Origin of the sequence: Mediterraneibacter hominis, assembly GCF_014287475.1 — a bacterium.
GTDB lineage: Bacteria > Bacillota > Clostridia > Lachnospirales > Lachnospiraceae > Mediterraneibacter > Mediterraneibacter hominis.
Map to the genome: position 1 here is coordinate 46,314 of NZ_JACOPF010000003.1, position 22,329 is coordinate 68,642.

Here is a 22,329-nt window from a genome sequence, read left to right on the forward strand (position 1 = left end):
AATAAAAAATGTACAAAATAAACAAATTTTTCATAAAATGATATTTATATAAAATTATTTGGCGTTTATAACAAATTAAATGAAAAAATTATATTAAAAATGCGAATATTATTTTCATAAAAACAAATATATAATAACTTTAAATCAAAAAACCGCTGGTGAGTCTGGCAGAAACAGGAGGGTAATATGGGAACGAGTGAAGAATTAATGCCCAAGATTGATCGAACTGATATTTTTGAAAGGAACAAAGAATATGAAAAGATGAGCTTTTCAACCCGCGCGATAGATGTGGGAAACTATACGGACCGTTCGGCGGTACCTATCTATGCGTCGGTGACATCCGGTACAACGTATCAGAGAAATGGTGATCCCAGCAGAGATGCACTTTGTGCAAATATTGCCTCTTTGGAAGGGGCGGCATATACGCTGGCAACAGCAAGCGGTGTATCTTCAGTGACGTTGTCACTCCTGGCGTTGTTAAACCACGGAGCGCGTATTATCTGTCATAAAGATCTATATCTTTGGACGTATTTTTTTGTAAAGGAAGATTTGCCGCGGCTATTAAATGCGGACGTTGTCATGATAGACATGACAGATACGGACGCGTTGGAGAGAGAATTAAAGAAAGGTGATACAACGCTGATTCTGACAGAGACAATTACGAATCCGATGCTGGAGGTAATTGACCTGAAACGCTGCAGCGAGCTGGCTCATAAGTATGGAGCGAAACATATCAACGACAATACATTTGCTTCACCGTATCTTTGCAGGCCCTTGGAATTAGGATGCGACGTAGTCTGTGAGAGCGTTACGAAATACATAAACGGACATGGGGACGCTCTGGGAGGTGCGATCAGTACAAACGAACATGAGATTTATTATAAGGTGCAGAGAATGATGGGAGAGCTTGGCCCTTGTCTGAGTCCGTTTGGTTCCTTCCTGATTATGCGCGGAATACAGACCCTGTCAATGAGAATGGAGAGACACTGCGACAATGCAGAGAAGCTGGCGGCGTATCTTGGAACGAAGCCGTTTGTAAAAAATCTGATTTATCCGGGACTTAAGGAACATCCACAGCATGAGCTTGCCAAAAAGCAGTTGAAGCGCTTTGGGGGAATGCTTTGCTTCCAGTTAGATGTAGACCATGACACACTATACAACGAATTTCTTCCGGAGCTGAAACTGTTTAAGCACTGGGTGAGCTTAGGAGAGGCACATTCTTTGATCAGCCCAAAGGATGCAGATGCCGAGAAGGGAATTCCGGCAGATTTGATTCGTGTTTCGGTCGGACTGGAGGATGTAAATGACTTGATTGCCGATCTGGAAAAAGGATTTGAGAAAGCGATTCGGTAAAAGAGATACAAAAGAATATAGGAATGAATAGGAGTGAGGTAATTATGGAAAAAGAAAAAAACAGAAAAACCCCGTCATGGCAGTATTCAATTATAGTATTTGCGGTGATCGTACTGTTTATAGCTCTGGGCTATGCTCTGTTTAAGATTGATTTTGCAATCCTGCTGTTTGTGTCATGGCTGCTTGCAGGAGTTTTTGCAATGCCTTTAGGGTTTAAATTCAGAGAGATTGAAGACTTTGCATATGAATCCGCGAAAAAATGTATTCCTTCTTCAGCGATTATTTTAGCTGTAGGTATTATGATTGCCGCATTTATGGCAGCAGGAACGATTCCGTCCATTCTGGTGGGAGGAATGGAAATTATTACACCGAAGTTTTTCTTACCGTTTACCTTTTTATTCTGCTGTGTCATCTCTGTGGCTACCGGTACATCCTGGGGGACAGCAGGAACAGTAGGTGTGGCAATGATTGGTATAGGGACTGCGCTTGGCATTAATCCGGCTTTTACATCTGGCGCAATTATATCAGGCGCTTATTTTGGGGATAAAATGTCTCCGCTTTCCGACACAACAATTCTGGCTTCCACATTGACAGAGACAGACATTTTCGTACATATTAAAGCGATGCTTTGGACAACTATTCCGGCGGCGGTTCTCTGTGTGATTGTCTATGGCGTAATGGGGATTGTGACGGCGAATGACAATTATGACCGGGCGGCAGCGGATGCGTTTGTAGAATCTTTGCAGGGGTTGTATCATATTAATTTCCTGCCGGTGATTCCTCTGATTGTTGTTATCGTGATGATCCTGATGCGGAAATCAACGGTTGTGTCCCTGCTGGTAGGCGCTTTGCTCGCGGCTGCGATTGCTGTTGTATATCAGGGAGTGTCGATTTCTGAACTTGGAACTTTTCTAACTAGTGGTTATGTGGCAAACACAGAAGACACAATGGTTACTTCTATTTTAAACCGCGGTGGTCTGACAAGTATGTTAAAGCTCCTTTCTATCTTCATCAGTGCGTTAGGTTTAGGCGGTATTCTAACAGGTACAGGGATCTTGCAGCCTATTTTTGATATGCTTGTGAGAAGAATTAAAACAGGAAAAGGCGTTCTTCTTTCTGCATATGTTACAACCTGGCTTGGTATTACCTTAGTGCCGACCTATAATTTCCCGTTTGTAATGGATGCGACATTATTTAATCCTTTGCTGAAACGTTATAATTTGAAATCGGAAAATCTTTCGAGAATCATGGAGGATGTTGGTACCTTAGGCGGAACACTGATGCCGTGGAGCACAGGACCAGTATTTGTGGCAGGCGTTTTGGGAGTATCGGCCGGACCTATGTGTCAATACAATTTCCTTGCGATGTTTGTGCCGGTCATTTCTCTGATTTATATTCTGACCGGATTTGGACTGAAGAAGATCGATCCTTCGAGAGATTTCTCCGCAATCGAATGTAAGGCAGAAGAATAAAAGACAGAATATTGCAAAAGGAGCCAAACATGAAGATTTTTATATATGCAATGCGTGAGTTTGATGAACTGGATGTGGCAGAGAAGCTGAAAAAAGAGTATGGGATTGATTTTGAATGGAGCGCCCAATATCCGACTTTGGAAAATGCACATTTGGCGCAGGGGTGTGATGCGGTGAGCACCACGCCTTGTGAAATGGGCGCCGAGATTCTAGAAAGGTTTCATAGCCTGGGAGTAAAATACATCACGACCCGATCGATTGGATATGACCATATTGATCTGAAGAGGGCGGGGGAACTCGGAATACGTGTAAGCAATACGAAATATGACCCGGACGGAGTTTCCAATTATACAGTCATGCTGATTTTGATGTGCCTGCGGAACATGTTGTATATTTTAAAATGTGCGGAGGTACAGGATTATACCCTTAGAAAAAAAATAGGAAAAGATCTGGCTTCATGTACGGTGGGAGTGATAGGGACTGGGCAGATTGGTGCGAATGTAGTGCGGAATCTTTCGGGATTTGGATGTAAAATATTAGCATATGATATATATGAAAAAGAGTATTTGCCCTGTGAATACGTTCCTCTGGAGGAACTGTACGAAAAGTCTGACATTATTACTATACATACACCGGCAACACCGGAGAGCCATCATATGATAAACGCACAGACGATAGCCCATATGAAAAAAGGAGCTATGCTGGTGAATTGTGCGAGGGGAAGTATGATTGATACAGATGCTCTGATTGAAGGTCTGGAATCTGGTCAGATCGGAGGAGCAGCGCTGGACGTTTTGGAAAAAGAAGATGGTCTGTATTATTATAATCGCATGGGAGATGTGATTGAAAACCGGACAATGGCAATCCTTCGTTCCTTTCCTAATGTGATACTTTCTCCTCATACGGCATTTTATACGGATAAAGATGTAGAAAATATGATGCGGTACAATTTTGACAGCCTTTACCGTTTTGAAAATGGGCTGGAGAATCCTCTGGAAGTAAAGCTTCCTGCAAAATGACATATCTGAGAATTTGTCGTAAAACAAATGATAAAAATGGAAAGAATAAGACCTCCTCGGACATAAAACTTCGGGGAGGTTTTTATTGGGCTGAAGCTATATTGTAAAGTTATATGTCTTGTCACTTGTAAAAACATATGTTATAATGATGTGAATTCACGGGAAGGAAAAGGGACATTATGACAATTATAGATGAAATAAACCGGTTGAAGAAAGAAAAGGACGCAGTAATCCTTGCGCATTATTATGTAAACAGTGAAGTGCAGGAAATTGCGGATTATATCGGAGATTCTTTTTATTTAAGCAAAGTGGCCGTAACTTTAACGGAAAAGACAATTGTTTTTTGTGGGGTCTCTTTTATGGGAGAGAGCGCAAAGATTTTAAATCCTGAGAAAACAGTACTGATGCCGGATAGAGAAGCAGATTGCGCAATGGCACATATGGCAGACGAGAAAATGATCCAAAAAATCAGGGCAGAATATACAGATCTGGCGGTAGTCTGTTACATTAATTCTACGGCGGAGCTGAAGCAATACGCGGATGTCTGTGTGACTTCGGCAAATGCGGTAAAAATAGTAAAAGGACTTCCAAATAAACATATATTTTTTATACCAGATAGAAATCTGGCACACTATGTTGCTTCGCAGGTTCCAGATAAACATTTTATATATAATGACGGTTTCTGTCCGATCCATGAAAAAATGAGAAAAAAAGAGATTGAGAACTTAAAAGTACTTCATCCACAGGCTGAAATTCTTACTCATCCGGAGTGCCCGCAGGAGATTTTAGAATTGTCAGATTATATAGGAAGCACGTCTGGTATCATTGTCCATGCAGGGCGGAGCAGCTGTAAAGAGTTTATTGTCTGCACAGAGGAAGGAGTGCGGTATATGTTGGAAAAAGAAAACCCTGGAAAGACATTTTATTTTACAGAGACTGTGCCGGTTTGCCAGGACATGAAAGAAATTACCCTGGAGAAAATCAGGCGGGTACTTGAAACGGGAGAAAATGAAATACATATGTCAAAGGAGGCTGTAGCAGCATGTAAAAAGCCTCTCAAACGTATGCTGGAGCTGGCAAAATAGATAATGGGAGATAAGAAGATGAAATTAAACGCAGATGTGGTGATTGTGGGTACAGGGGTGGCAGGGCTGTTTGGTGCCTTGAATCTGCCTTCGGATAAACAGGTTATCATGCTGACAAAATCAGATATAGAAAGCAGCGATTCCTTCCTTGCCCAGGGCGGAATCTGTGTACTGCGTGATGAAAATGACTATGCCGCATATTTTGAGGATACAATGAAAGCAGGGCATTATGAAAACAGGAAAGAATCTGTCGATATTATGATAAGAAGTTCCAGGGAAATTATTGAAGATCTGGTTGCCAGCGGTGTTGAATTTGAAAAGAGGAATGGAAAATTCGTATACACAAGAGAGGGTGCACACTCCAGGCCGCGCATACTTTTCCATGAGGATATTACAGGAAAAGAGATTACGGGAAAGCTGCTTAAGAGAGTAAAAGAACTTGAAAATGTACAGATTTTCGAGTACACTACTATGACAGATATTATTGAAAAAAACAGAAGATGTGAGGGCGTATATGCTGTCAATGAGAAATGGGGAGAAATAGAGATCTATGCAGACTACACTATTCTGGCGAGTGGCGGGATTGGCGGTCTGTATAAACATTCTACGAATTTTCCACATCTGACGGGAGACGCGGTAGAGATTTCTAAAAAGCATGGAATACGTCTGGAAAATTTGGATTATGTACAGATTCATCCAACGACTTTATATTCGAAGAAACCAGGCAGAAGATTTTTGATTTCTGAGTCTGTCAGAGGAGAGGGAGCAGTACTGTATAATAAAGATAAGAAACGATTTGTAGATGAATTGCTTCCGCGGGATATAGTAACAAAGGCGATTCGTGAGCAGATGAAAAAAGACGGTACAGAGCATGTATGGCTCTCTATGGAAAAGATTGACAAAGAGACGATCTTGAAGCATTTCCCGAATATATATGAACACTGTCTGGAAGAAGGCTATGATGTGACAAAGGAATGTATACCGGTTGTTCCGGCACAGCATTATTTTATGGGCGGAATCTGGGTGGATGTAAATAGCCGGACATCGATGGAACAGCTGTTTGCCGTTGGAGAGACGAGCTGCAACGGCGTACACGGAGCAAATCGGTTAGCAAGCAATTCCCTGCTGGAGAGCCTCGTATTTGCGAAGCGCGCGGCACAAAAAATCACAGAGTGTTACAGACAGGAAGCAAAAGAGAGCGCGTAAGTTTCTTTAAGTATATAGAAGGAAAGGAAAGAAAAAATGAATAAGATTACAATGACGCTTCAGGCAGACCACTTGATATTAGAAGCATTAAAAGAAGATATTTCCAGTGAGGATGTAAGTACAAATGCAGTGATGAAGGAGGCTGTAACAGGAGAAGTAGAATTAATCTGCAAACAGGATGGTATTGCAGCGGGGCTGGATGTATTCAAAAGGGTATTCGAGCTTTTGGATGCAGAAACGAAAGTAGAATTTTATTGTAAAGACGGAGAGGAAGTGCGAAATGGGCAGCGAATGGGAAAGGTAGTCGGTGATATACGGGTACTTTTATCCGGAGAAAGAGTCGCATTGAATTTTCTTCAGAGAATGTGTGGGATTGCTACCTATACACACGCAGTAGCGGCTTTATTGAAAGGAAGCAGAACAAAGCTTCTGGATACGAGAAAGACGACCCCGAATATGCGGATTTTTGAAAAGTATGCAGTACGTGTGGGAGGCGGATACAATCATCGCTATAATTTGTCAGATGGAGTACTGCTAAAAGATAATCATATCGGGGCAGCAGGGAGTGTAACAAAAGCAGTAAAGATGGCAAGAGAATACGCACCGTTTGTAAGAAAAATAGAGGTAGAGGCAGAAAATCTGGATATGGTACGCGAGGCGGTTGAGGCAGGAGCAGACATCATTATGTTGGATAATATGTCGGCAGAGGATATGGCAGAGGCGATCAAAATTATAGACGGCAGAGCACAGACAGAGTGTTCTGGAAATGTGACAAAGGAGAACATCAGCAGAATTGTAAATCTGGGAGTGGACTTTATTTCCAGCGGGGCATTGACCCATTCAGCGCCTATTCTGGATGTTTCTTTGAAAAACCTGCATGCAGTATAGAAAAAAGTATTATATAAGTAAGGAAAGGAAAAGAACAGATGACTGGACAGGAAAGACGAAATGCAATTGTGGATCAAATTAAACAAAGTGGCGTTCCTGTGTCCGGAAAAAGACTGGCATCTGATTATCATGTGAGTCGTCAGGTAATTGTGCAGGACATCGCTCTGATACGTGCGGCAGGACATGATATTATTTCTACGAACAGGGGATACATTTTGAATGAGCCTTATCGTGTGAGCCGGACGTTTAAGGTTCAGCATACAGATGAGCATCTGGAAGAGGAACTGTTTTCAATTGTAGATCTCGGAGGCAGGATTCTAAATGTCATGGTAAATCATAAAGTTTATGGGCATTTAGAGGCAGAACTTAATATCACATCCCGCCGGACGGCGCTTCGGTTTTTAGATGATATTAAGAGTGGAAAATCCAGTCCTCTGAAGAATATTACCTCCAATTACCATTATCATACCGTTGAAGCAGACAGCGAGGAAACATTGGACGTGATAGAAGAAATGCTGGCACAAAAAGGGTTCCTGATTGAACAGGACTTAGTGGAAGTATAGCTCCTGTGGCGATTATAAGAAATAAAGAGCTCCGATTGAGGAACTCTTTTTTTTACTCATTAAAAAATAGGAGTAGTAAAATGCAGTAAAATATGACATGCCGGCAAATAAAAGGCGTCTGTTTTAAATGTTGCGGGATTTGACAGATTGCTTTACAATGTATAATTGTAGCAAAAGGTTTTAAGAGGTGTCATAATGGAATATTTGGGTAAGATATTAGAAGAAGCTTTAGATAGATATTTTATACGTGCTGTGATAAGTAATCCAAGAGAAAAAGAGGGAATACGAAAGGTAAAGGTACGTCCGGTTGAAAAGAAAGACACATTTTATTTCCAGTTTGAGGCATATACAAAGACACAAGTATTTCACGAAAATTTAAGCGCTGAAAAGGCGGTGGAAAAGATACTCTTTTATATGAAGGAATTTAAACAGATGCAGATGATAAGCAAAATGACGGAGTATACAGTACTTGTGAGCAAAAAAGGGAAAGTAACTGTACAGAAAAGAAAGGCAGCAGATAATTTGCAGCAGATGGATTTTTCTCATAATAGAAGTAAAAAATATATACTGGAGGAAGGAAAGGCAGTCCCGTTTCTGATAGATTTGGGAGTGATGACGAAGGAAGGGAAGATTGTACATGCAAAATTTGACAAATTCCGCCAGATTAACCGGTTTCTAGAATTTATCGCGGATATTCTTCCCCAGCTTGATAAGGATAGGGAAATAACGATTCTAGATTTTGGGTGCGGCAAGTCTTATCTGACGTTTGCAATTTATTATTATCTGCATGAATTAAAAGGATATGACATAAAAATTATAGGACTGGATCTGAAAACAGAAGTGATTGAACATTGCAGCTCTTTAGCACAGAAATATGGCTATAAGAAGCTGTCATTTTTGAAGGGGGATATTGCGGATTATGAGGGTGTGACTGCTATAGATATGGTTGTGACGCTTCATGCCTGTGATACGGCTACAGACTATGCCCTGGCAAAGGCGGTCGGATGGAATGCGAAGGTGATTCTTTCTGTACCATGCTGCCAGCATGAATTAAACAGACAGATAGACAATAAAGCACTTAGTCCGATTCTGGATTATGGACTTTTAAAAGAGCGTATGGCGGCGTTAGTCACAGATGGACTTAGGGCAAAATATCTGCAACGAGAAGGATATGAGACTCAGATATTGGAGTTTATTGACATGGAACATACACCGAAGAACATCTTGATACGTGCAGTGCAAAGGAAGCAAAGAAATGGAAACAGCAAAGAGATAAAAGCCGGAAATGAAATTAGAAGCTGCGAGGAATTGCTCTGTGTACATCCAGTTCTAGGCAAGTTGCTTAACAGTAAGAAGGAGAAATAAATGAAGAAAAGACTGATAAAGGCAGGAGTGCTGTCTGTTGTTTTTCTGTCGGCGCTTGTGATTAGCAGCCTGATTATAAATAGAGGTACAGACGATGCTACTGTGGATTTAGGGGATCCTACACTTCCGCGGATATATTTTACAGTAGAAGGATATACAGTCAATACACTGTCTGGCTATGTAGAAGAGATGGATATTACCGCAATGCGGGATACGATTACTCCTCTGGATGTAAATCAGTCCCTTACTATGGGGATTCAAACCGGAGAAATACCCGTAAAGCAGGTAAAGTATGAGGTTTATTCACTGGACGGAGAAGATGTGTATAAAACAGGCGAAGCAGAAGATATTCAAGAAAATGAGATGACGCTGGACTTAAGCGGCGCATTGGATGAAAATGTGCAGGAAGCAGTTTTGCGTATCATTTTAGTGACAGAAGAGGGGGAAAGCTATTATTATACACGGATAGAAAGGCAGGATGAGCTTTCAGTAAAGGAGTGCATACAATTTGCCCAGGATTTCCACAATAAGACGTTTGATGAAGCAAATGCAGGAGAGTTGAGCAGTTACCTTGAACCAGATGAGACGAGCGACAATACAACATACCAGACGGTAAATATCCACTCTGACATTACGCATATTTTATGGGGTGATTTAGCGCCGCGGATTTCCGGAGAGACGGAATGGAGTATCAAGGAAAGTAATACAGTATACACGTCGGTTCTCGCGAAATATCAGGTAACTTGTATCGGAGATACAGGCGCGGCAGAAACGTATAATATAAAAGAATTTTTCCGGGTACGGCTAAGCGAAGAAGAAATGTATCTGCTGGATTATAACCGCAGTATGAATCAAGTGTTTGACGGAACGCAGAATGTGTTGGATGAGAATGGGATTTTATTAGGAATCGCTTCAGGCGACATTCCTTATGAGACAAACAGTAATGGTACAATACTTGCATTTGTACAGGAGAGAGATTTGTGGATTTATAACAGAGAAAAAGACGAACTTTCTCAGGTGTTTAGTTTTGCGAATAAGGAAGGGTATGATGTGCGCAGCAGGAATGACCAGCATGCAGTGCGTATTATAAGTATGGAAGAAAATGGAAGTACGGTATTTGCGGTATATGGATATATGAACCGGGGCATGCACGAGGGAGAAGTCGGCGTCGCAGTGTATTATTATAATAGCGGGAAAAACGCGGTAGAAGAAAAGGCGTTTATCCCAAGTACGAAATCATTTGCAATAGCGGAAGATGAGTTTGGCAAAATGGTATACTACAACAATGAACAGGAATTGCTGTTTGTACTGGCAGGAGGAACTCTGTACCAGATAAATCTGGAAGACGACAAACAGACAATACTGGCAGAGGAATTGGAAGAAGGTCAATATACTGTATCGGAGGACGGGCATCTGCTTGCATACCAGACCAGCGGCTCTTTGAACAGTGCAGCAGAAATAAAAGTTCAAAATTTATCAACCGGAGACGAGTATACGATCGAAGCACCGGAAGGAGATGCGATTCGTCCACTGGGATTTGTCGCGAATGATTTTATATATGGTAAGCTTCATCCAGAGGACTCTGGAAAATCAGTGTCCGGAGAAGAGATAGCTCCAATGTATGAATTGGAAATTCGAGATGTTGAAAACAAAGCAGTAAAAAATTATTCCGCTGAAGGGACGTTTATTTCAGATATCCTTGTGGAAGAAAATCTGGTGACGATTAATCGGGTTGTAAAAAGTGGAGAGGTTTATCATGCATCAAGTCCGGATTATATTACAAATAATGAAGAAAGAAAGGACAGAAAGGTTACTCTTGAAACGGTCATAACGGATTTAAAAGAGACGCAGATAAGGTTTACATTTAATGAAGAGTTAAAAAGTGAGTCTCCGAAAATTCTTCGTGCAAACCAGATCTTGAAGGAGCGTCCAATTACAATTAGTCTAAGTGACAAGAGTAAGTCGGAGAAGTTCTATGTATACGGTGTAGGCGAATTAGCAGCCATATATGATAAAGCAGGATATGCGATTCAAAAGGCGGAGCAGGTCTCTGGAGTCGTAATCTCGTCCAATCAGACATATATATGGGAAAAAGGGAACAGAGATCTTGTCTACTATACAGAGGCAGGCGCATTTGAAAAAGGAGAAGGAGAGACTTCTTTAGAAGCTTGTGAAAGATATATGGGGGAGTATGCTCCGGAGGCGAAAAAGATAGATTTGACGGGCTGTACCTTGAATCAGGTATTATATGTGATCAATAAGGGATGCCCGGTTATCGCGCTGACAGATTCCAGCCATGCCATTCTCCTGACAGGGTATACTACAACAGACGTGACTTATGTGGATCCAGATACAGGAGAAGAAAATACAGTGAGCGTCAATGATATGGAAGCTATGGCAAATGGCAGCGGAAATACATTTATTGGTTATGTACATTGACAGCAGAGTAGGAATTTATTCCTGATATTTTTTCTAAAAGAAAGAGATATAAGCAAAGCTTTCGTTACAGAAAACAAAGGTTTTATAAAAAAGAGAAACCTTTGTTCCGTATACGAAAGCTTTATTTTTGTCTGGATTTATTTTTAAAACTTGCTTCTGAATAAAATATGTCTATATTTATTCAATGCTGTATAAAGTACGATTCCGAGAATACCGCAGGAAACAATTTCTCCGATTCCAACTGTCAGCATCATAAACGGAATGGGAAAAGGAAGCTGGTATCCATATTTCAGTACGAAGGGTACGATCAAAATATTGGAGACAATCGGAGGAAGAGGGGCGAGAAATTTGTTCAGACTGCGGATTTTCCATGTAAAAAACGCACCGATCAGAGTTGCCAGACTACCGAAAATAACATCTGGTATGATGCATCCGCCAAGAATATTACTGAGCAGACAGCCGATAAACAGTCCTGGAATTGCCGCAGGGGTAAATACTGGAAGAATGGTCAGTGCCTCTGAGATACGGACTTGGACTTCTCCATAGGAAAAAGATGCGCCAAGCAGTGTGAGTACGGTGTAGATAGCGGCAATCATAGCCGCCTGTGCCATAAAAAGCACTTTGGTTTGCTGTAGATTCTTCATTTTTGTTCTCCTTTAGTTTTGTTTTACGTGTGGAAGGTCTCGAACACACGATTCCTTTTCGCAGAAAGCCAAAAAACTTATTTTTAGGGCTTTACTACGGTTGGTAGTATAGCATGGGAGATGTAATAAATCAAGACAGCGTAGTTAAAAATTTCCTCTCAGCCATTGAAAATCAGGGGACAAAATGGTATCGTATAGAAATTAAGACAAGAAGGAAGTGATAGCGTGAAGCTGACGGTACATGATATAAAAAAATTATGGGAGCATGGACAGGCAGAGCTGGTGGCAGGAAAGGAGGGGCTTGATCATGCCGTTGCGTCCTATGATATGATGGAGCAGCCGGACATAAAACCGTGGATTCGGGGGGATACACTGCTGATTACTACCGGTTATGCCATCCGAAACAACAAGGAAAAGCTCCTATGCCTTATCCGGGATCTGCATGAGGCGGACGCCGCAGCGCTGGCTATCAAAACACGTTTCTTTGATCATTTCCCGGAGGAAGCATTAAAACTGGCGGATGAGCTGCATTTTCCCCTCTTTTTTCTGAACAATGCCTTGGGTTTTATTGAGACTGTGTATCCGGTTATGGTTGCCATTGTGGAGGCAAAGAACGGAGTGGAGATGCAGACACGCTACCAGATAGGACAGGTGGAAAAAAAAGAACTGGACCGGAAGTTTTATTTTGACCTTGTGCAAGGGAGATTTGAACGGGAGGAAGAAGCGCAGATCAGAGCGAATTCTCTCTATTGGCCAATGACACCAGTAAGGATGCTGGAGATTTGTCCGCGGCACCTGGGGAGAGAATGGTTTGGAGAGAAAAAAGAAAAAGCAGAACAGGTGACGGAAGCATTTTTTAGAAAACAAAATTATACCTATATAATGATTTCTTTCCCAGAGAAAACGGTGATACTGTTTTGTGAGCCAGAACGGATTCTGCCATTTAGGGAGGCTTTAAGAAATCATATAGAAAACCTGGAAAAAATAATCGAAACCGCTCTCTATATACCTGTCTCAGACAGAATAGATGGATATCTGGGGATGTCAGAAGCTGCCAGACAGATATCCAGGCTTTTACAGATAGCCGGAAAACTTTCTGTGAAGCAGAAGGTTCTGTGGCGGGAAGAACTGAAGTATGAAGAGCTGCTGCTGGAAATTTCCAGACTTCCGCAGGTAAGGAGTTATGTGGAAGAACGATTGTATGTCTTAGAAGAATATGACGGGCAGCACGGCACCAATCTTTTAGAGACGCTAGAAGTGTTGCTGCGAAATGGCGGTTCCAAAAAACAAACGGCGGAAACGTTGTATCTTCATAGAAACACGATGATGTATAGAGTGAAAAAAATGGAAGAGATACTAAAATGCGATATGGGAGATTTCCAAACTATACAGGAATTGGCATTTATCTGTCTGATGCGAGAGTATTTAACAGAAAATAAGGAGGAGAGGTAAAAATTATAATGGAAAATGTGCATTGAGCACAAAGCATTAGACGAAAAATTGGTTTTGGAGAATAAAGACTTTGTTTAGATAAAGTGTTAAAATAAAAAAGTGTTAAGCCAATGTGGGTGACCTCACATTGGCTTTCTTTGTACCTATATGTCTTTTTAACCTGAAAGGAGTAAAAAGCCGAGTGAGAGAAAAGGAGGAGGAAAATGGACGAAAAAAATGAAAAAATGTATGAACAGCTGCATATTACAGCGGCAGAACACCCTAAGGCATTAGCCCCACACATTCTTATATTGAATATCATTATGAGTGTACTTGGTGCTATCATAGGTCTGGAACTGATTGTACGTACAGGAGTGGCTCCTAATACGTCAATAGTTGGAGCACTGTTTGCGATTATACTTTCTAGAATACCTCTGGTATTTTTGCGGAAATACAGGAGTATTCACAGCCAGAATATGATCCAGACATCTATATCAGGAGCTACATTTTCAGCAGCCAATAGCTTGCTCCTTCCCATAGGTATTCCGGTTATCATGGGGAGGGAAGATTTGATGTTTCCGATGCTGATTGGCGTATTTATTGCGACGCTCATTGATGCAACGATTCTTTATAAGACGTTTGATTCGGAGATGTTTCCGGCAGAAGGGGCATGGCCTCCGGGAGTAGCTTCTGCGCAATCTATCTTAGCAGTTGTAGAAAAAGGGAAAAAAGCTATGCTGCTTTTGGCAGGAATGGTAATTGGTGTCGGTGGTAAGGTGATTGGCATTCCAACGGATCTTCTCGGTGTGTCCTGGTTTGGCGACTTTGTGGCTATGGCAGCTCTCGGGGCAGGAAGTGTTGTTATTGGTGTTCTCAATACAAATGGCTTCATTATTGATATTTTCGGTAAGAGCTTTCCGATTTTGACGAATATTTTTGGAGAAAATGCAGATCTCATGTCACAGACAATGTTTAAGTATATGCCGCATGGTATCATGATCGGCGCCGGTCTGATTGCCCTTCTCCAGGTTTGCAGAATGTTGTTTTCCAGAAAGGGAGAAGATGCAAGTGCAGCGGGAAAATTCAGCCGTAGTATGGGAAATATGAAGAGCGCACTTGGCTGGGGATATGTAGCATACTTTGTTGTAGCGATTGCTCTGGCAGTGATTACGGGTATCTGGTCGGATATGACCCCATTTAAACTGGTGATCTGGATTATTTACGCGGCATTTGCGGCGATTGCTTCCGAGCTGATCGTAGGTATTTCTGCAATGTATTCGGGATGGTTCCCAGGGTTTGCGACGGCACTTATTTTTCTTCTGGTCGGCATGCTGATTGGCTTCCCCAGCATGCCTCTGGCTGTACTTGTAGCCTATACAGCGGCGACAGGGCCGGCATTCTCTGATATGGCGTATGACTTAAAGTGTGGCTATATCCTCAGAGGCAATGGACAAGATCCCGAGTTAGAAAAAGTAGGAAGAAAACAGCAATTTATTTCAGAAATTGTTGGATTTACGGTTGCGTTTGTTATGGTAGCGCTTCTCGCACGTACATACTTTTCACAAGGGCTGTATGCACCGGTAGATGCTACTTTTGCGGCAACGATTGAAGCAGGCGCAGGAGGAGCAGTCGCAAAATGGCTTCTTATATGGGCGATTCCAGGGGCAATTATTCAACTGCTCGGCGGCTCTCGGCAGGTAGGAATTCTTTTTGCAACAGGTCTTCTCGTAGGAAGCACCATCAATGGTCTTACGATAATCGTTGCATTGATTATCCGCGCGGTTCTTGTTAAGAAAAATAAAGAAAACGAACATACACTCAATATTCTGGGTGCGGGCGCACTGGCAGGAGCAGCTCTATACAGCTTCTTTACGGCAACGCTTGCTCTTGGAAGCAAAAAAAAATAAATTATAATTAGGAGAAAGAAGGGGATTTTCAAATGGAGAGGAAAGAAGGACTAAAACTTACAGCGGAAGTACTAGATGATATTCTCACAGGCGGAACCATCCTCGGCGGAGGGGGAGGAGGAGATCCGGTCAAGGGAAGAAAATATGCGAAGATTGCAGTAGAATATACGGATCTTCGTCTCGTTCCGATTGACGCGATCGATGAAGACGCGGTACTCCTGACAGCGTCCCTGGTGGGGGCGCCGAATGCGAAAGACCAGTTTATGACAGCAAAGGATCTTGCGTATACTATCGAAATGATCCAAAAGAATACGGATTTGAAGCTGGGCGGCATCATTACGAATGAACAAGGAGGAGAGGCGTCGGTAAACGGCTGGATTCAAGCAGCTATTTCCGGTCTTCCTCTCGTAGACGCCCCGTGTAATGGACGCGCCCATCCTACCGGTGTTATGGGAAGTATGAACCTGCATAAGCAGAAAGAATATAAGACAGTACAGGCATGTGTGGGAGGCAATCCGGAGACCGGAAGCCATGTAGAGTGTTTCTTTGAGGGAAATATTGAGCATACATCAAAGCTTGTGCGGATGGCTTCCATTGAGGCAGGCGGATTGGTTGCGGTGGCAAGAAATCCGGTGACGGCTGCGTATGCAAAGGAAAACTGTGCCATTGGCGGCGTAAGCTTTGCCATTGAGACAGGAAAAGCTTTTCGCAGCGGCCTAAAGATTTCTGTAGAGGAAGCAGTTAAGAGCGTATGTGAATTTTTAAATGGTTCTGTTCTTGCAAGAGGAGAAGTATCAAAGTTTTCCATCGAGACAACAGGGGGATTTGACGTAGGATATGCAGAAGTAGACGGCTGTCAACTGACCTTCTGGAACGAATATGCTACAGCAGAAAGAGACGGAAAACGACTTGCCACTTTCCCGGATCTTATTATGACGATCAACGCAAAGACTGGTGAACCTGTGACGACAGCCATGATGGAGGAAGGACTAGACGTATATGTGATCGGGACAGATAAGAAAAATTTAAAGCTGTCCGCTACTATGTTCGACCCGGAACTTTTGAAGCAGACGGAAGAGGTAGTAGGAAAAGAAATGGTAAGGTATCTGTAAAAGGCAGATCAACATAATAAAAGAAAAGCGAAAAGGAGAACAAGACAATGTTGATGAGACAAATCATGGAAGCATATGACATTTTAGATGATGGAAATGTGACCGGAAAAAAAGTGGAAGAATATTTAAGAGGTATAAAACCGGATGCAGATATTGAGGTATATGAACTGCAGGGGCCAAAAGGCTCTACAGACATGCTCAAGGTGCGTATCCCTGGTTCTAAAGGAAAGACAAACGGGGGGAATGCGCCGACGATAGGACTTCTTGGAAGATTGGGAGGAATCGGAGCACGTCCGGAAAGAATCGGATTTGTATCAGACGGTGACGGAGCGCTGGCTGCCGTTGCCCTTGCTGCGAAACTTCTGGATATGCAGAATAAAGGAGATATTCTGGAGGGAGACGTACTGATTTCTACACACATCTGTCCGGACGCACCGACACAGCCGCATGATCCGGTTCCGTTTATGGGCTCTCCGGTAGAGATGGCACAGGTGAATAGAGAAGAAGTGTCAGACGATCTGGATGCAATTCTTTCTGTGGACACAACCAAGGGAAATCGTGTGATCAATACAAGAGGCTTTGCGATTTCTCCGACAGTAAAGGAAGGGTATATTTTGAGAACATCAGAAGACCTGTTAGATTTGATGCAGATTACTACAGGGAAGCTTCCCTATGTATTTCCACTGGCAACGCAGGACATTACTCCTTACGGAAATGATATACATCACATCAACAGCGTGCTTCAGCCATGTACGGCAACGAAAGCTCCGGTCGTAGGAGTTGCCATTACAACAGAGGTTATGGTGCCTGGATGTGCAACAGGGGCAACCCATGCAGCAGATGTAGAAGAGGCAGCAAGGTTTATGCTGGAAGTAGCCAAGGCGTTCGGAAGTGGAAAGTGTAAATTCTATGATGAAGAAGAATATGCACGTATTATTAAACTGTATGGAACTATGAACCATTTACAGACACTGGGGAAAGAATAAGAGGTGAATACAGATGAAGATTGGTGCAATTACAATTGGGCAGGCGCCAAGAACAGATGTAACGGCAGATATTATGGATATTTTTGAAGGACAGGCTGAGCTTGTGCAGGCAGGCGGCCTGGATGGACTGACGCGGGAAGAGATCGCGGCATTTCAGCCGGAAGAGGGGGATTATGTACTGGTTTCCCGTCTGACGGACGGTACTTCTGTAACCTTTGCAGAACGCTATATTCTGCCGCGTCTCAAAGAGGCGGTTGATGAGATGGAAGAGAAGGGCTGCAAGCTGATTATGTTCTTCTGCACAGGGAAATTTCCAGATACATTGACTTCCAAGAGAATTCCACTTATTTATCCCTGTGATATTTTAGAACGCCTTGTTCCCCTAATGACCAAGAAATCCCATATTATCTGCATGACCCCGTCTCCTTTACAGCTTGCACAGACAGAAGATAAATGGAGACAGTATGTGGACAAGGTGACTTCTATTGCGGCTTCTCCCTATGGCGCGTGGGAAGACCTGGAAAAGGCAGCAGAACAGGCGAAAGATACAGAGGCGGATCTGATCGTTTTGGACTGCATTGGATACACCCAGGAAATGAAGCGTATGTTTGAAGAAAAAACCGGAAAAATGGTTGTTCTTCCAAGGACGCTCCTTGCGAGAGTTGTAGCAGAACTGACAGATTTAAAGAAGAGAGGGTAAAAAGGACAATGGAAAATTTAGTAAAGATTGCAGAACAAGTCCTTGTTTCTTGCCTGGGAGTAAAGAAAAATGAAGCTGTTCTTGTAATCACAGATGACACAAGAAAAGAAATCGGAGAGGCAATCTATGAGGCATCCTGCCATCTGGGCTGTGAAGGTATGCTGTTTGTTATGAAAGAAAGAGAAGTCAGTGGGCAGGAGCCGCCAAAGGCAGTGGCGGAGGCTATGAAAGCGGCAGATGTTGTGATTGCACCGACTGCAAAATCCCTCACCCATACCAGAGCAAGAATCCAGGCGGCAGAGGCAGGAACCAGGGTTGCGACAATGCCGGGGATCACCAGGGAGATGTTCAGTAAAGGCGCTATGACAGCAGATTATGGAGCAGTAGAAAAGCTGACGGCAAAGATTACAGACATGCTGACAAAGGCAGACAGTGCAAGAATTGAAAAAGATACAGCAGTCTTACATATCAACCTAAAAGGCAGAAAGGGGGTTCCAAGCCCAGGCGTATATAAAGAATCTGGAAAATGTGGGAACCTGCCTTCTGGTGAGGCATATATAGCTCCATTAGAGGATGGCTCTGACGGTGAAATGATAATAGATGGTTCTATGGTAGGCATCGGAAAGCTGGAAAGCCCCCTGCATATGAAGATCAGCGGAGGGAAGCTTCGTCAGGTAACGGGTGAAGAAAGTGAGAAGCTGGATATTTTGCTGAAAAATGAAGTGAACGGGACTCTGTGCGAGCTGGGAATCGGGACGAATGAAGCCGCAGTGTTAAACGGGATTATCCTGGAGGATGAAAAAGTATATGGAACGGTACATATTGCATTTGGAACCAATATATCTTTTGGCGGAGTGAACAAAGCAGAGTGCCACATGGACGGTATTATCCTGAAGCCTACACTTTATCTTGATGATATACTTGTCATCAAGGAAGGCGTTTTTCAGGTATAGAAAACAGGCTCCGCAGTAAAAAACTGCGGGGTTTTTCATTGTATAGGAAACTTTGTCCTATAGAGGAGGAAAAGAAATGAGTAAACAAGGAAAAAAATTTAAAGTTGGTCTTATTCGTGTTCTGACCTGTGAGGATACAGAAGTGTTGTATTCCCATCAAAGACAGATTATGGAGAAATTCCCCACTCTTGATGTGGAGACAAGGTGTATTCCGGATCAGCCGGAAGGAATACACAGTCCGAAGCTTTGTGAGATGGCAATTCCTAAGATCGTAGATACGGCAAAAGCTTTTCGAGATGTGGATATGATTATTGTAAGCTGTGCGGATGACCCGGGTGTGCGGCAGATACGAGAGGCGCTGCCTGGTATTCCGGTAACTGGCGGTGGAGAGACAACCGTAGCCCTGGCTCTGCGGTATGGGTCAAAGATTGGTGTTTTAGGGATTACAGATTATGCGCCAGATGCTTACAAAAGACTTCTGGAGGGAAAAATGATTCTGGAAAAGCCGGAAGGGGTAGACAGTACATTGGATTTGATGATACCAGAGGGAAGAAAACAAGTGATTGCTTCCGGAAAAAAGCTGAAGGAAAAGGGCGCGGAAGTAATTGCCCTTGCATGTACAGGAATGGCGACTATAGGCGTGGCAAAAGAACTGGAAGAAGCTACAGGACTTCCTGTTATAGACCCCGTATTGGCAGAGGGACTTTTTGCTTATTATGAGAGTATCCGGCGGTAGAAGCAGAAGCAATCTGACGTATTCGGGAGGGTATTCTTTCTTTTTGGGATTTAAGAGAAGAAATTAGCTGCGGCAGGGAAAAAATGTCCCAGGAGAAAGGTAAAAATCGGGAAGAAAAGGGCGGGCAGCATATTCCCTACTTTAAAAATTTTACCAAAAGCTGTGTTAATACCGATACAGAAGATGAGCGCAGCTCCTACAAAGGAAAGCTGTGTAATGAGCGTGTCGCTTACGAAAGATCCTGCTGCGGCTGCAAGTACCGTAATACTTCCCTGATAGAAAAATATGGGAATAGCAGAACAGAGGACGCCTTTTCCATAGATGGATGCATTTACCAAAACAATGACAAAATCTAGGATTGCCTTTGCCGTGAGCGTTGAAATATCGTGGTGAACACCGTCCTCAATGGCTCCTACAATCGCCATAGCGCCGATGCAGATTATAAGAGAGGTATTTACGAAACCATCTATAAAGGAGGAGTCGCCGCGGGCACGAAAAAAATCTCGGAGCCACAGACCGAATCGTTCTATTTTTTCTTCAATATTAAGCAGTTCTCCGGTGAGAGAGCCAAATGTCATAGAAAAAATAAGAAGCATGGTCCCGCGTGTGCCGATAGTTCCGTTTTCAATGATCAACATATAGGAAAGTACACCGGAAATACCAATAAAAAGAATAGCGATACCGCTTGCTTTCATAAGAATATCCTGTACACTTTCCCGCAGTCCTTTTTTGAAGAAAAGACCGAAAATGCTTCCGATAATAACAGAGAGTGTATTGATAATAGTTCCAAGTCCAAACATGACAGTCCTCCTTTATATGACACGCAGTTTTCCGGTGGCTTCAGACGGCGGAAAAATACGCGGACTTTTACATTTTTTGACAAAGAATATTTTAACGAATCTGTTGATAAAAGTAAACTCAAATTCGTTTATTGTTGTATTTCATATAGTTTCAGTGTTATAATAATACCGTTACCCAAAACAGCCGTTGGGCAGCTTAAAAAGTAGAAGGAGTATTTGTTATGGAACTGGTAACGATTCGGGAGTTATTTAAAAACAGAGACGAGTATCTGGACCGGAAGGTGACTGTCGGAGGGTGGATACGCAGTATCCGCGACTCGAAAACCTTTGGTTTTATTGTAGTAAATGACGGTTCTTATTTTGAGCCTCTTCAGATTGTATACCATGATAAGATGGAGAATTTCAGCGAGATTTCAAAACAGAATGTAGGCGCCGCAATCATTGTGACAGGCACGCTTGTTGCGACGCCGCAGGCAAAGCAGCCTTTTGAAATCCAGGCAGACGAAGTGACAGTAGAGGGAGCTTCTGCGCCGGATTATCCGCTGCAAAAGAAACGTCATAGTTTTGAATATCTTAGAACAATTTCTCATCTTCGCCCGCGGACGAATACATTCCAGGCGGTATTCCGTGTAAGATCACTGGCAGCATATGCCATCCATAAGTTCTTCCAGGACAGAGGTTTTGTCTATGTGCATACCCCGCTGATTACAGGGAGCGACTGTGAGGGGGCGGGCGAGATGTTCCGCGTGACAACACTGGATATGGAAAATGTACCGAAGAATGAGGACGGTACGGTTGACTATACGAAAGACTTCTTTGGAAAAGAGACGAGCCTTACTGTAAGCGGACAGTTGAATGGAGAGACATATGCGCAGGCGTTCCGCAGTATTTATACATTTGGGCCGACTTTCCGCGCGGAGAATTCGAATACGACAAGACATGCGGCAGAATTTTGGATGATCGAACCGGAAATTGCATTTGCAGATTTAAAGGATAACATGGATCTGGCGGAGGCAATGCTGAAATACGTAATCTCCTATGTATTGGAGCAGGCGCCTGAAGAGATGAATTTCTTTAATTCTTTCGTAGATAAAGGACTTCTGGAGCGTCTGCACAATGTAGTAAATTCTGATTTTGCCAGAGTGACGTATACAGAGGCTGTTAAGATTCTGGAAAAGAACAATGATAAATTTGAATATAAGGTATCCTGGGGATGTGATTTGCAGACAGAGCATGAGCGCTACCTGACAGAACAGGTATATAAACGCCCGGTATTTGTGACGGATTATCCAAAAGAAATTAAGGCGTTTTATATGAAACTAAATGATGATGGAAAGACGGTTGCAGCAGTGGACTGCCTTGTTCCGGGAATTGGAGAAATTATCGGCGGCAGTCAGAGAGAGGACGACTATGAGAAATTAAGAGGCCGAATGAAAGAACTGCACTTAAAGGAAGAAGACTATAAATTTTATTTAGACCTCAGAAAATATGGCTCTACCAGACATGCCGGATATGGACTTGGGTTTGAACGGTGTGTGATGTATCTTACAGGTATGACGAATATACGTGACGTTCTTTCGTTCCCGAGAACGGTCAACAACTGCGAGCTGTAAAGCCTGTATATTTTAAAGGATACATGGCGGTGGAAGATATGGGAGGCGCGGCGGAAT

The 22,329-nt window shown here is 42.8% G+C and carries 19 protein-coding genes; 17 read left to right on the forward strand and 2 right to left on the reverse strand.

The window, feature by feature from the left end; genetic code table 11:
• Positions 1–186: 186 nt before the first annotated feature.
• From H8S37_RS13225 to H8S37_RS13265, 9 genes are all read left to right on the forward strand, one after another.
• A complete protein-coding gene (locus tag H8S37_RS13225; RefSeq protein WP_186876539.1) occupies positions 187–1,353 on the forward strand; it encodes a trans-sulfuration enzyme family protein in 1,167 nt (388 codons plus the stop codon).
• Positions 1,354–1,397: 44 nt separating this feature from the next.
• The gene (gene nhaC / locus H8S37_RS13230) at positions 1,398–2,825 is read left to right on the forward strand and encodes a Na+/H+ antiporter NhaC (RefSeq protein WP_186876540.1); all 1,428 of its coding nucleotides are present in this window, start codon (positions 1,398–1,400) and stop codon (positions 2,823–2,825) included.
• A gap of 29 nt (positions 2,826–2,854) precedes the next feature.
• Positions 2,855–3,844 carry a D-isomer specific 2-hydroxyacid dehydrogenase family protein gene (locus H8S37_RS13235; RefSeq protein ID WP_186876541.1) on the forward strand — a complete coding sequence of 330 codons (990 nt, stop codon included), beginning with the start codon at positions 2,855–2,857 and terminating at the stop codon, positions 3,842–3,844.
• 179 nt (positions 3,845–4,023) lie between these two features.
• The gene (gene nadA / locus H8S37_RS13240; protein ID WP_186876542.1) at positions 4,024–4,929 is read left to right on the forward strand and encodes a quinolinate synthase NadA; all 906 of its coding nucleotides are present in this window, start codon (positions 4,024–4,026) and stop codon (positions 4,927–4,929) included.
• Between the two features lie 18 nt (positions 4,930–4,947).
• Entirely contained in the window at positions 4,948–6,135 is a 1,188-nt protein-coding gene (locus H8S37_RS13245) for an L-aspartate oxidase (RefSeq protein WP_186876543.1), read from the forward strand.
• Positions 6,136–6,171: 36 nt separating this feature from the next.
• Entirely contained in the window at positions 6,172–7,023 is an 852-nt protein-coding gene (gene nadC, locus H8S37_RS13250) for a carboxylating nicotinate-nucleotide diphosphorylase (protein WP_186876544.1), read from the forward strand.
• A gap of 38 nt (positions 7,024–7,061) precedes the next feature.
• Positions 7,062–7,586, forward strand: coding sequence for a transcription repressor NadR (locus H8S37_RS13255; RefSeq protein WP_186876545.1), 525 nt, complete (start codon positions 7,062–7,064; stop codon positions 7,584–7,586).
• A gap of 195 nt (positions 7,587–7,781) precedes the next feature.
• The gene (locus H8S37_RS13260; RefSeq protein WP_186876546.1) at positions 7,782–8,951 is read left to right on the forward strand and encodes a class I SAM-dependent methyltransferase; all 1,170 of its coding nucleotides are present in this window, start codon (positions 7,782–7,784) and stop codon (positions 8,949–8,951) included.
• Positions 8,952–11,390: a C39 family peptidase gene (locus H8S37_RS13265; protein WP_186876547.1), complete on the forward strand. Its 2,439-nt coding sequence runs from the start codon at positions 8,952–8,954 to the stop codon at positions 11,388–11,390.
• A 143-nt stretch (positions 11,391–11,533) separates the two neighbouring features.
• On the opposite strand, the gene H8S37_RS13270 is transcribed toward H8S37_RS13265, so the two are convergent.
• Positions 11,534–12,034: a QueT transporter family protein gene (locus tag H8S37_RS13270; protein WP_186876548.1), complete on the reverse strand. Its 501-nt coding sequence runs from the start codon at positions 12,032–12,034 to the stop codon at positions 11,534–11,536.
• Between the two features lie 225 nt (positions 12,035–12,259).
• Here H8S37_RS13270 and H8S37_RS13275 point away from each other — a divergent pair, with 225 nt between their 5' ends.
• From H8S37_RS13275 to H8S37_RS13305, 7 genes are all read left to right on the forward strand, one after another.
• A complete protein-coding gene (locus tag H8S37_RS13275) occupies positions 12,260–13,486 on the forward strand; it encodes a PucR family transcriptional regulator (RefSeq protein ID WP_186876549.1) in 1,227 nt (408 codons plus the stop codon).
• A 203-nt stretch (positions 13,487–13,689) separates the two neighbouring features.
• Positions 13,690–15,372 carry an OPT/YSL family transporter gene (locus H8S37_RS13280; RefSeq protein WP_243207196.1) on the forward strand — a complete coding sequence of 561 codons (1,683 nt, stop codon included), beginning with the start codon at positions 13,690–13,692 and terminating at the stop codon, positions 15,370–15,372.
• 32 nt (positions 15,373–15,404) lie between these two features.
• On the forward strand, positions 15,405–16,484 hold the full coding sequence (locus tag H8S37_RS13285) for a DUF917 domain-containing protein (protein ID WP_186876550.1): 1,080 nt from the start codon (positions 15,405–15,407) through the stop codon (positions 16,482–16,484).
• Between the two features lie 47 nt (positions 16,485–16,531).
• A complete protein-coding gene (locus H8S37_RS13290) occupies positions 16,532–17,470 on the forward strand; it encodes a DUF1177 domain-containing protein (protein WP_186876551.1) in 939 nt (312 codons plus the stop codon).
• 13 nt (positions 17,471–17,483) lie between these two features.
• Positions 17,484–18,170, forward strand: a complete 687-nt coding sequence (locus H8S37_RS13295) for an AroM family protein (protein ID WP_186876552.1) — start codon at positions 17,484–17,486, stop codon at positions 18,168–18,170.
• An 8-nt stretch (positions 18,171–18,178) separates the two neighbouring features.
• Complete coding sequence (locus H8S37_RS13300) at positions 18,179–19,123, forward strand: aminopeptidase (RefSeq protein ID WP_186876553.1); 945 nt, start codon at positions 18,179–18,181, stop codon at positions 19,121–19,123.
• A 76-nt stretch (positions 19,124–19,199) separates the two neighbouring features.
• Complete coding sequence (locus H8S37_RS13305) at positions 19,200–19,859, forward strand: aspartate/glutamate racemase family protein (protein WP_186876554.1); 660 nt, start codon at positions 19,200–19,202, stop codon at positions 19,857–19,859.
• 50 nt (positions 19,860–19,909) lie between these two features.
• On the opposite strand, the gene H8S37_RS13310 is transcribed toward H8S37_RS13305, so the two are convergent.
• Entirely contained in the window at positions 19,910–20,659 is a 750-nt protein-coding gene (locus tag H8S37_RS13310) for a DUF554 domain-containing protein (protein WP_186876555.1), read from the reverse strand.
• 221 nt (positions 20,660–20,880) lie between these two features.
• Here H8S37_RS13310 and asnS point away from each other — a divergent pair, with 221 nt between their 5' ends.
• Entirely contained in the window at positions 20,881–22,272 is a 1,392-nt protein-coding gene (asnS, locus tag H8S37_RS13315) for an asparagine--tRNA ligase (protein WP_186876556.1), read from the forward strand.
• Positions 22,273–22,329 lie beyond the last annotated feature (57 nt).

Coding starts and splice junctions, on each gene's coding strand:
- H8S37_RS13285 (WP_186876550.1), top strand. CDS start 15,405: ATGGAGAGGAAAGAAGGACTAAAACTTACAGCGGAAGTACTAGATGAT.
- H8S37_RS13235 (WP_186876541.1), top strand. CDS start 2,855: ATGAAGATTTTTATATATGCAATGCGTGAGTTTGATGAACTGGATGTG.
- nhaC (WP_186876540.1), top strand. CDS start 1,398: ATGGAAAAAGAAAAAAACAGAAAAACCCCGTCATGGCAGTATTCAATT.
- asnS (WP_186876556.1), top strand. CDS start 20,881: ATGGAACTGGTAACGATTCGGGAGTTATTTAAAAACAGAGACGAGTAT.
- H8S37_RS13295 (WP_186876552.1), top strand. CDS start 17,484: ATGAAGATTGGTGCAATTACAATTGGGCAGGCGCCAAGAACAGATGTA.
- H8S37_RS13255 (WP_186876545.1), top strand. CDS start 7,062: ATGACTGGACAGGAAAGACGAAATGCAATTGTGGATCAAATTAAACAA.
- H8S37_RS13300 (WP_186876553.1), top strand. CDS start 18,179: ATGGAAAATTTAGTAAAGATTGCAGAACAAGTCCTTGTTTCTTGCCTG.
- nadC (WP_186876544.1), top strand. CDS start 6,172: ATGAATAAGATTACAATGACGCTTCAGGCAGACCACTTGATATTAGAA.
- H8S37_RS13305 (WP_186876554.1), top strand. CDS start 19,200: ATGAGTAAACAAGGAAAAAAATTTAAAGTTGGTCTTATTCGTGTTCTG.
- H8S37_RS13280 (WP_243207196.1), top strand. CDS start 13,690: ATGGACGAAAAAAATGAAAAAATGTATGAACAGCTGCATATTACAGCG.
- H8S37_RS13310 (WP_186876555.1), bottom strand. CDS start 20,659: ATGTTTGGACTTGGAACTATTATCAATACACTCTCTGTTATTATCGGA.
- H8S37_RS13245 (WP_186876543.1), top strand. CDS start 4,948: ATGAAATTAAACGCAGATGTGGTGATTGTGGGTACAGGGGTGGCAGGG.
- H8S37_RS13225 (WP_186876539.1), top strand. CDS start 187: ATGGGAACGAGTGAAGAATTAATGCCCAAGATTGATCGAACTGATATT.
- H8S37_RS13260 (WP_186876546.1), top strand. CDS start 7,782: ATGGAATATTTGGGTAAGATATTAGAAGAAGCTTTAGATAGATATTTT.
- H8S37_RS13270 (WP_186876548.1), bottom strand. CDS start 12,034: ATGAAGAATCTACAGCAAACCAAAGTGCTTTTTATGGCACAGGCGGCT.
- H8S37_RS13290 (WP_186876551.1), top strand. CDS start 16,532: ATGTTGATGAGACAAATCATGGAAGCATATGACATTTTAGATGATGGA.
- H8S37_RS13265 (WP_186876547.1), top strand. CDS start 8,952: ATGAAGAAAAGACTGATAAAGGCAGGAGTGCTGTCTGTTGTTTTTCTG.
- nadA (WP_186876542.1), top strand. CDS start 4,024: ATGACAATTATAGATGAAATAAACCGGTTGAAGAAAGAAAAGGACGCA.